This window comes from Desulfovibrio sp. JY, from assembly GCA_021730285.1.
Taxonomy (GTDB): domain Bacteria; phylum Desulfobacterota; class Desulfovibrionia; order Desulfovibrionales; family Desulfovibrionaceae; genus Solidesulfovibrio.
In genome coordinates, this window is record CP082962.1 from 2,638,131 (window position 1) to 2,651,729 (window position 13,599).

At 65.4% G+C, this 13,599-nt stretch carries 11 protein-coding genes; 7 read left to right on the forward strand and 4 right to left on the reverse strand.

Going from position 1 to position 13,599, the window contains the following annotated elements; genetic code table 11:
• Positions 1-209 precede the first annotated feature (209 nt).
• From K9F62_11825 to K9F62_11850, 6 genes are all read left to right on the forward strand, one after another.
• Positions 210-1,586, forward strand: coding sequence for an MATE family efflux transporter (locus tag K9F62_11825; protein ID UJX39417.1), 1,377 nt, complete (start codon positions 210-212; stop codon positions 1,584-1,586).
• Positions 1,587-1,816: 230 nt separating this feature from the next.
• Positions 1,817-2,506 (forward strand): ubiquinone/menaquinone biosynthesis methyltransferase, encoded by a 690-nt coding sequence (locus K9F62_11830; GenBank protein ID UJX39418.1) that lies wholly within the window; start codon positions 1,817-1,819, stop codon positions 2,504-2,506.
• Between the two features lie 91 nt (positions 2,507-2,597).
• Positions 2,598-3,203 carry a class I SAM-dependent methyltransferase gene (locus tag K9F62_11835; GenBank protein UJX39419.1) on the forward strand — a complete coding sequence of 202 codons (606 nt, stop codon included), beginning with the start codon at positions 2,598-2,600 and terminating at the stop codon, positions 3,201-3,203.
• 21 nt (positions 3,204-3,224) lie between these two features.
• On the forward strand, positions 3,225-4,598 hold the full coding sequence (locus K9F62_11840) for a cytochrome ubiquinol oxidase subunit I (protein ID UJX39420.1): 1,374 nt from the start codon (positions 3,225-3,227) through the stop codon (positions 4,596-4,598).
• 61 nt (positions 4,599-4,659) lie between these two features.
• Positions 4,660-5,676 carry a cytochrome d ubiquinol oxidase subunit II gene (locus tag K9F62_11845; protein UJX39421.1) on the forward strand — a complete coding sequence of 339 codons (1,017 nt, stop codon included), beginning with the start codon at positions 4,660-4,662 and terminating at the stop codon, positions 5,674-5,676.
• Between the two features lies 1 nt (position 5,677).
• Positions 5,678-6,628: a UbiA family prenyltransferase gene (locus K9F62_11850; GenBank protein ID UJX39422.1), complete on the forward strand. Its 951-nt coding sequence runs from the start codon at positions 5,678-5,680 to the stop codon at positions 6,626-6,628.
• 166 nt (positions 6,629-6,794) lie between these two features.
• Here the strand turns inward: K9F62_11850 and K9F62_11855 are convergent, their stop codons facing one another.
• From K9F62_11855 to K9F62_11865, 3 genes are read right to left on the reverse strand one after another with little or no spacing between them, the layout of a single operon-like run.
• Positions 6,795-9,896, reverse strand: a complete 3,102-nt coding sequence (locus K9F62_11855) for an efflux RND transporter permease subunit (protein ID UJX39423.1) — start codon at positions 9,894-9,896, stop codon at positions 6,795-6,797.
• Entirely contained in the window at positions 9,893-11,056 is a 1,164-nt protein-coding gene (locus tag K9F62_11860; protein ID UJX39424.1) for an efflux RND transporter periplasmic adaptor subunit, read from the reverse strand. Before K9F62_11860 ends, K9F62_11855 begins: the two co-directional genes overlap by 4 nt.
• Complete coding sequence (locus tag K9F62_11865) at positions 11,053-11,733, reverse strand: CerR family C-terminal domain-containing protein (GenBank protein UJX39425.1); 681 nt, start codon at positions 11,731-11,733, stop codon at positions 11,053-11,055. Before K9F62_11865 ends, K9F62_11860 begins: the two co-directional genes overlap by 4 nt.
• Positions 11,734-11,922: 189 nt before the next feature.
• On the opposite strand from K9F62_11865, the gene K9F62_11870 reads away from it, so the two are divergent.
• Entirely contained in the window at positions 11,923-12,228 is a 306-nt protein-coding gene (locus tag K9F62_11870; GenBank protein ID UJX39426.1) for an antibiotic biosynthesis monooxygenase, read from the forward strand.
• A gap of 220 nt (positions 12,229-12,448) precedes the next feature.
• Here the strand turns inward: K9F62_11870 and K9F62_11875 are convergent, their stop codons facing one another.
• Entirely contained in the window at positions 12,449-13,588 is a 1,140-nt protein-coding gene (locus tag K9F62_11875; protein ID UJX39427.1) for a HAMP domain-containing histidine kinase, read from the reverse strand.
• Positions 13,589-13,599 lie beyond the last annotated feature (11 nt).

Sequence of the window (13,599 nt, forward strand, 5' to 3'; positions counted from 1 at the left end):
TTGTCGTAACAGGGCCGCCGCGCCGGCGTTTTTTTCGGCGGCACGCGCGCTCCCGGTGCCTTGTCGCCGCGCCGGTTTCCGGCCGGGGGCGTCTTTTGCGTTGACGCACCATTACAACTTTGCCATTCTGATCGGCTTCGCGGACGGTTGCGTATCCTCCGCCGTCCAAACCGGGGCGCACCATCGCGTCGCCCCACGAGGTCGTCATCATGAAACGCTGGCATGGGCCTGGCGGCTATGCCCATGTGCTGCGGGTCGGGTTGCCTCTTTTGGCCGGCATGGCCTCGCTGACCGCCATGCATCTGACCGACAGGCTCTTTCTGAGCTGGTACAGCCAGGACGCCCTGGCCGCAGTCATGCCCTCTGGATCGGCTTTTTTCCTGTGCACATCCTTTTTCCTCGGCACGGTGGGCTACGCCGGCGTGCTCATCGCCCAGAACGTGGGCGCGGGCAGGCCCAAGGCCATCGGCGCGGTGCTGTGGCAGGGCGTGTATTTCGCCCTAGCCTCCTGCCTGACCCTGGCCGCCCTGTCCTTCGCCTCGGAGATCGTCTTTGACGCCATGGGCCATGCGCCCGAGGTGCGGCGGCTGGAAGTGATCTATTTCCGGGTGCTCATGCTCGGCGCCGGGCTCATGGTGCTCGAGGCCTCCCTGGCCGCCTTTTTCAGCGGCCGGGGGCTCACCCGGGCCGTGATGCTGGTCAATTTCGGCGGCGCGCTCCTCAATATCCCGCTCAACTACGTGCTCATTTTCGGCCGCCTGGGGTGTCCGGCCCTGGGCGTGACCGGTTCGGCCCTGGCCACGGTGGCCGCCTGGGGGGCCATGGCCGCCATCTACGTCGCCCTGGTTTTCACGCGGAAAAACGACCGCCTCTTCCACGTGCGCCGCGCCTTTCGCCCGAATCCGGCGATTTTCCGCAAGCTGGTGGTTCTCGGCACGCCGGGCGGCGCCCAGTTTTTCCTCGACATGTTCGCGGTGACGGTCTTCATCGCCCTGGCCGGCCGGCTCGGCACCACCGAGCTTGCCGCCACGAGCCTTGTCCTGTCCGCCAACACCCCGGCCTTCATGCCGCTGCTCGGTCTGTCCTCGGGGCTGGCCGTGGTGGTGGGGCAATCCATGGGCGCGGGGCGGCCGGATCTGGCCCGGCGCGCCGCCGGCAGCGCCTTGCGCCTGATGGCCGTCTATATGGCGGTCATGATCGCCCTCTTTCTGGGCCTGCCGGACCAGTTGGCGGCGTTTTTCCGGCCGCGTGGGGATGATGCCGATTTTTCCCGCGTCGTTGCCTTGTGCCGGCCGCTTTTCGCTTGGGGCGCGGCCATCGGCTGCTGCGACATCGTGATCCACATGGGATTCGGCGTGCTGCGCGGCGCGGGCGATACCCGCTTTCTCATGCTGTCCGCGGCCGGCCTTTCCCTTTTCGCCCTGATCCTGCCGGCTTGGCTGGTCGTGACCTACGTCCATGTCGGCATCGTGGCCCTGTGGAGCGTGCTTTTCCTGTACGTGCTCACGCTGGCCGTGGTGCTGACCTTGCGCTACAAAAGCGGGGCATGGCAGAAGATATGCCTTGTCGCCCCGGCTGATGCGTAGCGGAGGGCGGACGGGCGGACGGCGGACGGCGGACGGCGGAAAGAGAAAGCGAGAGGGGAAACCCTTTAAAAAGGGTTGTCCCCTCTCGCGCTCTCCCTTTCCTCAATTTTATAAAGGGGCTCTCCTTCCAGGGAAAGTCATCGAGGAAAGGGGAGTTGCCGGGAAGAAACTTTCGTAGGACAAGGTTTGCCCCGGCCTGTGCTGCCGGAGAGGCATTCGCGGAGGGATTCATGCGCGACACCAAGGTGCGGCGGATGTTCGAGGACATCGCCTTTTCCTACGACTTCCAGAATTCCGCCCTGTCGATGGGCGTGGACATCTACTGGCGCAAGCGTCTGGTGGACGCCATCGAGCCCGGCTACGGCCTGGTCCTCGACGCGGCCACGGGCACGGGCGAGGTGGCGCTGGCCATCCGTCGCCGCCGGCCGGGGCTGCGCGTCCTGGGGCTCGATTTCTCCCCGGCCATGCTGGCCGTGGCCCGGGAGAAGATCCGCAGGCGCCGTGTCGCGGGCTATTCGCTCGGCGTGGCCGACTGCCGGGAACTCCCCGTGCGCGAGGACTCCGTCGCCGCCGTGACCATGGCCTTCGGCATCCGCAACATCACCGAGCGCGTGGCGGTCATGCGCGAATTTAACCGCGTGCTGGTCCCGGGCGGGCGCATGCACATCATGGAATTCGGCATGCCGCGCCATGGCCTCGGCAAGGCGCTGTATCGCTTCTATTTCGACCGCATCCTGCCGCCCTTCGGCAACTTTCTCTCGCGTACGGACTATGCCTACAGCTATCTGGTCGAGTCCGTTGACGCCTTTCCCAAGGACAGGGACTTTCTGGCCCAAATGGCCGAGGCGGGCTTTGCCGAATGTTCGGTCACGGACCTGACGTTCGGCCTGGCCCGGATTTTCACCGGGCGCAAGCCGTAGCCGTAAAAGAATTTTTTCCTTGACATCGCCCCCGGCTGTCTGGTGCAACATGGCATGATGACGCCTGTCCGGCGCTAAGGAGATGGGGAGTATGGAGGTCAACTGGCCGGAGCGGTTTTACTGTCGCAGCTTCGTGCGCAAGATCGCCCAGTGGCGCGAAGTCAATTATTTCCGGGCCACGCGGGCCATTCCCGCCGGGGCGAAAGTGCTCGAGATCGGCTGCGGCGACGGCGGCGGGGCGGGAATCTTCGCCCGCCTGTTCAAACCGGGCCTCTACCACGGCCTCGACGTGGACCCGGCCATGGTCAAGGTGGCGGCCGGCCGGCGCGTACACAGCGACCTGGGCCGCTTTGCCCTGTTCGTCCAGGGCGACGCCGAGCGCCTGCCCTACCGCGACGGGGCCTTCGACGCGGTGGTCAACTTCGGCATCATCCACCACCTGCCCGATTGGCGGCGCGGCCTGGCCGAGGTCGGCCGGGTGCTGCGGCCGGGCGGGACGTTTTACTTCGAGGAAATCTATCCGCCGCTCTACGCCAATCCGCTTTTCCGCATTATGCTGGCCCACCCTCGTGTGGACCGTTTCCATGGCCCCGAATTCCGGGCGGTCATGGACGGGCAAGGCCTGTCCCTCCAGCCGGGGTACCACGAATCGTCGCTTTACATCCTCGGCGTCGCCGTCAAAAATCCGCGCCCCTGACGGCGGGGCACTGGAGTCGCCATGGAGTTTCTGACCGATCCCGTTTTCCTGTCCCGGCTGCAATTCGCCCTGACCACCGTTTTTCACATCACCTTCCCGACGCTCACCATCGGGCTTGGCGTCTACCTTGTCGTGGTCGAGTGGCTGTGGCTGCGCACGGGCGATCTGGTCTACTTTCGCCAGTTCCGCTTCTGGTCGCGGCTTTTCGCGGTCAATTTCGCCGTGGGCGTGGTCTCGGGCATTCCCCTGGAATTCCAGTTCGGCACCAACTGGGGGCCGTTTTCCGCCACCGTGGGCAACTTCTTTGGCCAGGTGCTCGGCTTCGAGGGCACCATGGCCTTCATGCTCGAGTCCGCCTTCCTCTACATCATGCTCTTCGGCTGGAAGCGGGTGGGCCCGAAAATGCACTTCACCGCCACCATCCTGGTGGCTTTCGCCGCGTCGCTCTCCGCCTTCTGGATTCTGGTCGCCAACTCCTGGATGCAGACGCCCTCCGGCGGGCATATCGCAAACGGCATCTTCGTGGTGGACAATTATCTGGCCGCCATCTTTTCGCCCGATCTGCCCCTGGCCTTCACCCACATGTACCTGGCCTGCCTGGAAGTGAGCCTTTTCGTCATCGGCGCGGTCTCGGGCATCAACATCATGCTCGGCAGGAATGCGGCCTTTTTCCTCAAGTCGTTTAAGATCGCGGCCATTGCCGCCCTGGTCGTGGCCCCGCTCCAGGCCTTTATCGGCGACGCCAACGGCCAGGAGATCGGCCGGCTCCAGCCGGCCAAGGTCGCGGCCATCGAAGCCCACTGGAACACCAACAAGCCGGGCACCGGCGCGCCCTGGAACATGTTCGCCTGGCCGGACCCGGAACATGAGCGCAATTATTTCCAACTCGAGATTCCCTACGCGCTGAGCCTGCTCATCACCCATTCGCCGACCGGCATCGTGCCCGGGCTCAAGGACTTCCCCAAGGAAGACCGCCCGCCCATCGTGCTGCCGTTTTATTCCTTCCGGCTCATGGTCGGCATCGGCTTCATCATGGTCGGCGTCATGCTCTGGACGTTTTGGGAATGGAAGAAGGGCCGGCTCACCGTTACGGCCGCGCCGGGGCGCAAATGGCTGTATCTGGCCTGGGCGGCCATGGCCGGCGGCGCCTACGTGGCCGTGGTCATGGGCTGGATCACCCGCGAGGTGGGACGCCAGCCCTGGCTGGCCTACGGGCTGATCCGCCGGGCCGAAGGCCATTCGGACCTGACCGCCGGCGAGGTCTGGGTGTCGCTGGTCGGCTTTCTCGTCGCCTACACGATCCTTTTCTCCCTGTTCGTGTTTTTCATGGGCAAGCTGCTCAAAAAGGGTCCGAACATGGAAGAGCTGCCCCCCGCCGCCCACGCCAGAGGGTAGGGCGGGCCGGATGGACGCAACGTCGGATCAACGGCGCGAAGGGAAGAAAAAGAGGCTGCTGATGGATGGACATATGGGCATCGCCGAAGCGTGGTACTGGATAATGGCCCTGCTGTTGTGGCTCTACGTCTTCACCGACGGCTTCGACCTCGGGGTGGGCTTTTTGTGCCTGCACACGGACGACGAGGCCTGGCGGGACGCCATGACCGAAACCATCGACGGCGTGTGGCACGCCAACCAGACCTGGCTGGTGATGCTCGGCGGGGTGCTCTTCGGCGCGTTCCCGCTGGTCTACGGCACGGTGCTGGCCGCGCTCTACCTGCCGGCCGGGCTGCTGCTCTTCGCGCTCATGGCCCGGGGCATCGGGCTCGAATACCGGGCCGAGTCCGGACGCAAGCGCGGTTGGTCCGTACTTTTCGGCATCGGCAGCGTGGCCGTGGCCCTGGCCCACGGCTTTTTGCTCGGCGGCATTTTGCAGGGCATGCGCTTCGACGGGCTTCGCTACACCGGCGGCGCGTTCGACTGGTTTTCGCCCTTTACCGTCCTGGTCGCCCTGACCCTGCTTTTCCTTTACGCCATGTTCGGCGCGGCCTGGCTGGTGCTCAAGACCGATGGCGCGCTCCAGGCGAAAGCGAGGCAGTGGGGGGCGCGTTACGGTGCGGCGGCCGTGGCCATGCTGGTCATCGTCATCGGCTACGTCGCCCTGCACGGGAACATGGGCTATCTGGTCGGCCGGCCGGGCGGGCAGGGGGGCCTTTCCCCCATGTTCATCGGCTTGGCCGTCGCGGCGGTCCTTTGCGCGGCGCTGTATTTCCAGGCCCTGGGCAAGGGGCGGGACGGCCAGCCCCTGGGCTGGTGCGCCGTCATGTTGGCGTTTGTCTTCGCCGCTTTTGGCGGCAGCCTCTTCCCGGTCATCGTGCCCCCGGGCCTGACGGCCGCCCAGGCCGCCTCGCCGGCGGAGATGTTGCGCGTCATGCTGGCCGTGATCGGCGGGCTCATGCCGGTGATCCTTTTCTACAACGCCTACCAGTACCGGGTTTTTCGCGGCAAGGCCGCACCGGAAAACGAGATCGAGTAGTTTGGCCACATCCCCAGCATCGAATTCCTGCGCCCCGACCGGGCGTTTCGCCCTGACCGTCTACCTGGCCCTTTCGCGCACGCCCCATGGACTGCTCGATCTGGCCGGGCCGTTTTGCGCCGCCTTGCTTTGCCGGGGCGGCTTTCCGCCGGCATCCGTCGTGGCCCTTGGCTGCGTCACCGTCTTTGCCGGCTATACCGCCGTCTACGCCCTAAACGACATCGTGGACTACCGCTCGGACAAGCGGCAGGTGGAGGGCAGCGGCGCGGACATGCGCGCCGGCTACCTGGACGCGGCCTTTATCCGCCATCCCCTGGCCCACGGCTGCCTGTCCCTGCCGGCGGCCATCGTCTGGTTTCTTTTCTGGGTCGTGGTCGCCTTTGCCGGAGCCTTTGCGCTCAGCCCCGTCTGCGCCTGGCTGCTCGTGGCCGGCTGCCTGCTCGAAACCGCCTACTGCCTGCTTTTGACCGTCACCCACCTGCGCGCGGTCATAAACGGCGTGGTCAAGTCGCTCGGGCCGCTGGCCGCCGCCTTCGCCGTCAACCCCGACCCGCCGGTCTGGTTCCTGGTCGGGCTTTTCGCCTGGGTCTTCACCTGGGAAATCGGCGGACAGAACATCCCGGCCGACTGGCATGACGCCACCCGCGATGCCGCCACCGGCGCGCGCACCATGCCGGTGGTGCTCGGCTACCGGCGCGCCAGCCGGCTGGCCGTGGCCACGCTTGCCGCCGGCGTCGTCATTGCCGCGCCGCTTTTCGCTTTCTCGCCCCTGGCCGTTTCCACGCCCTTAAGCCTTGTCGCACTCCTCGGCGGAGCCTGGCTCGTACTGCCGCCGGCCCTGCGCCTGGCCAAAAGCCTCGACGACGCCGACGCCTCGGCGCTCTTCAACCGCGCCAGCTTCTACCCGGCCCTGTCCCTGGCCGTTTTGCTCATCCATTTAATTTTGCGTTAGGAAGAGGGTGCGAGAGGGGAAACCCTTTTGAAAAAGGGTTATCCCCTCTCGCGCTCTCCCCTTCCTCAAACTTTTAACGGTGACAGGCTGTTACCGGTAAAAGTCTTTGGAAAGGGGGCCCGGGGGGAGAACCTTTCGTAAGACAAGGTTTCCCCCCGGCGCATTTCTAAGCTGTTCTCACGACGCGGCTGCGGCGGCGCAGGTGGCGGCCCAGCCAGTTTTGGAGGGCGTCGAGGTAGATGTAGTAGACGGGGGTGAAGTAGAGTGTGAGCAGCTGCGACACGATGAGTCCGCCGACCACGCAGAGCCCCAGCGGCCGTCTGGCCGCCGCGCCCGCGCCGAAGCCCAGGGCGATGGGCAGCGTGCCCATGAGCGCCGCCATGGTGGTCATCATGATGGGCCGGAAGCGGGTCAGCGCCCCCTCGTAGATGGCCTGTCGGGCGGGCATGCCTTTGCCGCGCTGGGCTTCCAGGGCGAAGTCGATCATCATGATGGCGTTTTTCTTCACGATGCCGATCAGCATGATGATGCCGACGAAGCCGTAGATGTTGAGATCCATGCCGAAGAGCATGAGCGTGGCCAGGGCGCCGACGCCGGCCGAGGGCAGCCCCGACAGGATGGTCAGGGGGTGGATGAAGCTTTCGTAGAGGATGCCGAGCACGATGTAGATGACCAGCACGGCCATGGCGAGCAGCACGGCCATGCCGGTGAGCGAGCTCTGGAAGGCCTGGGCCTCGCCCTGGAAGCTGGTGAAGATCGAGCCCGGCAGTTCCTTGCGGGCGAGCTCTTCCACCGCCGCGACCACGCCGCCAAGCGACGCGCCGGGCCGCAGGTTGAACGAGATGGTCACCGACGGCGTCTGGCCGGAATGGTTGACCGAAAGCGGCCCCACTGACACCTCGCGCTTAACCAGCGTGTCCAGCGGCACGAGCTGGCCGTCGGCGGAGCGCACGTAGAGCAGGGACAGCGCGTCGGGATTGGCCTGATAGGCCGGGGCCAGCTCCATGATGACCTGATAGGTGTCGTTGGGGGCGTAGATGGTCGATATCTGCCGGTTGCCGTAGGACGTGGCCAGGGCGTTTTCGATCTGGTAGGCCGAGATGCCGAGCGCCGAAGCCTTGTCGCGGTCGATGTCCACGCGCAGTTCCGGATTCTTGATCTGCAGGTCCGACGTCACGTCCTGGATGTCGGCGATGCCGTGCATTTTCTGCTCGAAGGCGGCAGCCGCGGCGAAAAGCTCTTCCGTGTTCGAGGCTTGCAGGGTGAACTGGTACTGGCCCTTGGAGGACCGGCCGCCGATGCGGATGGGCGGCGGGTTTTGCAGGTAGGCCCGAAGCCCCGGCACCTGGGCGAAGGTCCGGCGGATGCGCTGCATCACGGTATCGGCGCTGTCCTTGCGCTCATCGAGGGGCCTTAGCGACAGCATCATCCGGCCGTTGTTGTTGGTGTTGTTGGGGCCGCCCGAGCCGATGACGGACATGTACTCGGAAACGTCCGGGTCCTTGGCCGCGATGGCGTTGAGCAGCTTTTGGCGCTGCATCATCACGCCGAACGACACGCCTTCCTCGGCCTCGGTGGTGACCATGAGCCGTCCCGTGTCCTCGCTCGGCAAAAAGCCTTTGGGAATGGCCCGGAAAAGCCAGACCGTCACCCCGAGCAGCACCAGCGAGACGCACATGGTCAGGGCGTGGTGCCTGAGCACCAGACGCAGGCTGACGTCGTAGAAGTTGCGCAGGCCGTCGAAGGCCCGCTCAACGGCGTTGTAGACCCTGCCGTGGCGCACCGGGGCGTGGGGCTTCAAAATCAGGTTGCACAGCATCGGGGTCAGCGAAATGGACACGAAGCCGGAGATGAGGATGGACACCATGATGGTGACCGCGAATTCGTGAAAGAGCCGGCCCACCACGCCGCCCATGAAAAAGACCGGCAGAAAGACCGCGGCCAGGGAGATGGTCATGGACACGATGGTGAAACTGATCTCCTTGGAGCCCTCCATGGCGGCGGCCAGGGGCGTCTTGCCCATCTCCAGGTGGCGCACGATGTTTTCGAGCATGACGATGGCGTCGTCCACCACGAAGCCGACGGACAGGGTCAGGGCCATAAGCGAGATGTTGTCCAGGCTGAACCCCAGCACGTACATGGCCGCAAAGGTCCCGACGACCGACATGGGCAACGCCAGGCTCGGGATGATCGTGGCCGGGATGTTGCGCAGGAAAAGGAAGATGACCATGACCACGAGGCACACGGTCAAAACCAGGGTGAATTTGACGTCGGAGACGGACTCGCGGATGGATGCCGACCGGTCGTAGAGCACGCGCAGGTTGACGGCGGCGGGCAGCTGCGCCTGGAAGTGGGGCAAAAGCGCCTTGATGGAATCCACCACTTCCACGGTGTTGGTGCCGGGCTGGCGCTGGATGGCGAGCACCAGCCCCGGCGTGCCGGAAAACCAGTTGAAGCGCCGGGTTTCCTCCACCGAATCCGTTACCTTGGCGATTTCGGACAGGCGTACGGGCGAACCGTTTTTCCAGGCCACGATCAGCGGCTTGTAGCCGGCGGCGGTGAGCAACTTGCCGCTCGAGCGCACGGTGTATTCCTTGGACGGCCCGGACACCGTGCCGACCGGCAGGTTGACGTTGCCCTTTTTCACCGCGTCCGACACCTCGTCCACGCCGATGCCCTTGGCGGCCATGGCTTCCGGGTCGAGCTGGATGCGCACGGCGTATTTCTTCGAGCCGTAGACCGAAACCTGGGCCACGCCCGGCACCATGGAGATGCGCTGGGCCATCATGTTCTCGGCGTATTCGTCCACGTCGGACAGGCGCATGACGTCGGAGGAGATGGCCAGGTAGAGGATGGGCGCGTCGGCCGGGTTGACCTTGCGGAAATAGGGCGGCGAGGGCAGGTCGTCGGGCAGGTCCTTGCCGGCCGTGGTCATGGCCGACTGCACGTCCAGGGCGGCGGCGTCGATGTTGCGGTCGAGCGCGAACTGGAGCGTGATGCGCGTGGAGCCCACCGAGTTGATGGAGGTCATGGAGTCGAGCCCGGCGATGGTGGAGAACTGTTTCTCCAGCGGGTTGGCCACGGCGGCGGCCATGGTCTCGGGGCTGGCTCCGGGCAGCGACACCCGCACCTCGATGGTGGGAAAATCGACGTTGGGCAGGTCGGACACCGGCAGCTTCAGGTAGGCCATCACGCCGAAGATGAGGATGGCGGCCATGACCAGGGTGGTCATGACCGGCCGGGTGATGAAAATGGCGGCCGGGTTCATTGCGCGGCCTCGGCCTCGGCCTTGGCCTTGGGGGCGGCAGCGGCGTCGGGCGCGGCCTTGATGGCGGCCTTGAGGCCCGGGGCCAGTCGCACCTGGCCGTCGGTGACCACCATTTCCCCGGGCGAAAGCCCTTTTTCCACCACGGTGCGGGCGTCGATGATGGGCCCGGGCGTAATCTGCCGGGCGTCCACCGTGCCGTCCTTTTTGACCACGTACACGTAGGGACCCTTGAGCCCGTCCATGACGGCCTGGGTCGGGATGACCATCACGTCGGCAAGGGTGGACAGGGTGAGCCCCACGCGCACGAACTGGCCGGGCCAGAGCCTGTGGTCGGCGTTTTCGGCGATGGCCTTGAGCCGTATGGAGCCGGTCTTGGCATCCACGGCGTTGTCGATGGAGGCGAGCTTGGCCGTTACCGGGCGGGAATCGTCCTCGCCGGCCGGGGCGGCGGTGACGGTGAGCGCGCCCTGGCGGTTTTTGGCCTGGATGGCGGGGAGGTAGCGTTCGGGCAGGGAGAAGGCGATGAAGATGGGGCTTATTTGGTTGATGACGCACATGACGCGGTCGTCATTGGCCTTGAGCACGTTGCCGGCGGTGAGCATCACCGCGCCGACCCGGCCGGCGATGGGGGCGCGGATGTCGGCGTACTCGAGATCCAGGCGGGCCCGGTCCAGGCTGGCCTCGTCGAGGCGGATGGTGCCTTCCAGGGTCTTGGCCTGGGAAAAGGTCTGGTCGTACTGCTCCTGGGCCACCACGTCCTTGGATCTGAGCGTGGCGTAGCGCGTCAGGTCCGCCTCGGCCTTGACGAGCAAGGCCTTGTCGCGGGCCAGCTTGGCCTGCCCCTCGCGGATGGCCAGCTCGAAGGGGCGCGGGTCCAGGCGGAACAGCGGATCGCCCTTGGCCACCTCGGCCCCGTCCTTGACCAGCTGGGCGGTGATGGCCCCGTCGACCCGGGGTTTGACCGAAACCGTGGCCATGGGTTCGACGTTGCCCACGGCCTTGACCACGAGGGGCAGGGTGGCAACGACGGCGGGGACAGCCACCACCGGCACCGGCCGGGCGTCGCGTCCGGCTTTTTTCTCGCCGGAGCCCCCGCAGGACCAGACACAGCAGACGGAAAACACCAGCATCATGGCGCGCGAAACAAACATGCGGCTCACAAGGCGTCTCCACAAAGCGGTTCAAGGGTGGGCTGGGGGAAGTGCATGGCGTCCGGGAAGCCCATGGCGGCCAGGGAAAACCGGGTGATGTGCAGGGCCAGGGCGTCGACGCCGTCCTGGCTCGGATCGCAATCGGGATAGAGTCTTTCCAGGATGGGCTGGTCAAGCACGAAATGACGGCACTGGCCGACGATGCTCTGGGCAAAGCGGGCCACGGTCAGGGGGGTGGAATCCCCGCCGAGCAGCGCGGCCACGATGTCGCGCAGCACGGCATTGGCCGGGGCCAGACAGCGTTCGACCACCGTAGTCAGGTTGGGCGAGGGCTCGGCCATCTCCCGGGCCATCAGCCGCATGAGCCAGCTGTGGCGGCCCTTGTCCTCGAGGCGCAGGAGAAGTGCCCGGATGTAGGCGTAAAGCCGCACTTCCGGAGGGGCTTCGCCGACGAGCCCCAGGTCCGGCGGATAGCGCCGGCCGGCCTCGCGATGGGCGTGTTCGAGCACAGCCTGGTACAGGCGGTCCTTGCTGCCGAAATGATAGTGGATGGCGGCCAGATTGGCCTTGGCCAATTTGGTTATCTCGCGGACGGTGGCGGCTTGATACCCCTTGCAGGAGAAGATTTCGCCAGCAGCATCGAGGAGCCGCATCCTGGTTTCGTCTTCACGACCGTTGCCAGTCATCCGTCCGCCTTGCGTGAGCCTGCATTGCCCTGGGATGTACGGCGGAAAAGCCGGGCCGGTCAATACTTTCCCGGAACGACGCGACCGGGTTACGGCTTTGCCATCTTCGGCCGGTCCCGGCGTTGACCTGGACGCCGAAAAGACCTAGCCGGTAGACACCTTGCGGTAAATCGAAAAGGAGGATCACCAATGGCGGAAGGCGTCGTCAACGTCGTGGCCAAGTTCGTGGCCAAACCCGGCCTCGAAGCAAAGCTCAAAGCGGAACTCACCGGGCTTATCGCCCCGACCCAGAAAGATCCGGGCTATATCGCCTACGACCTCTACGAGTCCACGTCCCGCCCCGGCGAGTTCGTGCTGGTCGAGGCCTGGGAGAGCCGGGAACTCCTGGCCAGCCATCTGAAGACTCCCCACCTGACCGGCTTCGCGGCCAAGGCCCCCGAGCTTATGGTCGCGCCCATGAGCGTCAAGCTCTTCGCCGAGCTCCCCGGTTTTTAGGGAAAGGAATGAGACACCGGGGGAGGGAACCCCTTTTTGAAAAAAGGGGTTCCCTCCCCCGGACCCCCACCCTCCCGAAAAACTTTCAAGGGGCTGTAGGCGGTTCGATCCATGCGATCGCCGTATTTAAAGCTAATGGAAGTTTTTGAAGAGGGTCCAGGGGGAAACTTTTTTCAAAAAGTTTCCCCCTGGCCGCCGGAGGCATCCCCCCCATTCCCCTTCAGATCTCAAGCGGCAGACGCACGAAAAAGGTGGTGCCGGCGGTGGCGTCGCTGGCGAAGCCGACCTCGCCGCCGAGGTATTTTTCCGCGAAAAGCTTCATGCCGTAGGTGCCCAGCCCCCGGCCGGCTCCCTTGGTGGAAAAGGCGCGTCGGAAAATCTGCGCTCGGGCCTCCTCGGGCACGACACCGGGGTTGTGCACCCAGAAGCGCACATGCCCGTCGTCCAAGTCGCAGCCGACCGTGATGGTGTCGCCGGGGCCGGACGCCTCCAGGGCGTTTTTCTGCATATTGACCAGGATACGGGTGAGGAGTCTGCGGTCCGTGGCGAAAAAGGCGTCGGCGCTTTCCTTGGCCACGACGAGGGTCTTGCCCCGGGCCGAGCTTTCCCGCCGCATGAAGGCGACGATGTCGCCAAGCAGGGTCCGCGTCCCGAGCTTGCTTACCGTGATTTCATAGTCCCCATGCTCGGCCTGGGTGAATTCCCGCTGGGACACGATGAGGTCGTTTATGCGCTCGGTGGCGAAAAGCAGCAGATCCAGCTCGGCGTTGCGGGCACCTTCCTCCTCTTCGCGCATGATCTCGCAGATGCCCTGCATGCCGGAGACGATGTTCAGGATGTCGTGGTAGAAAATACGCTCGATGAGCGACAAGCGTTTTTCGGCCCGTGTATCGGTCAGGATGATGGCGTGGAACACTTCCCCTTCGTAGGGCAGTCCCCAGGCCCAGAGCCGGAAGTCCAGGGCCTCCAGGCGCTTGCCCCCATGCCGGGCCAGGGAGCATTCGCCCTGGACCTCCGTGGCCCCGGCCAGCAGCTTGGCCATCGACCGGGCCACGCCGCAGCCCCGGCAGGTTTCGCTCGTGCCGCAGCCGCCGATTTCGATGTTCGCGCCCAGGCAGGAGAGGGCTTCGCCCAGGCGCTGGCCCAGGACGTTCTTGTCGGGACAATCCAGGGAGGCCAGCTCCCGGAACTTCTCGTTGGAATAGATGATCTGGCGGGTGGCGTTGCACACGGCCACCCCCAGCGGCAGGCGATTGAGTACGCCGGCCGCCGGGCTCGAGGCGAAGAGCTGGGCCTGGCGGCCTATTTCGGCAACGGGCGTGCGCTGGGCCGGTAAAAACGGTACAACTCCGGCGTTCACAAAACTACCTC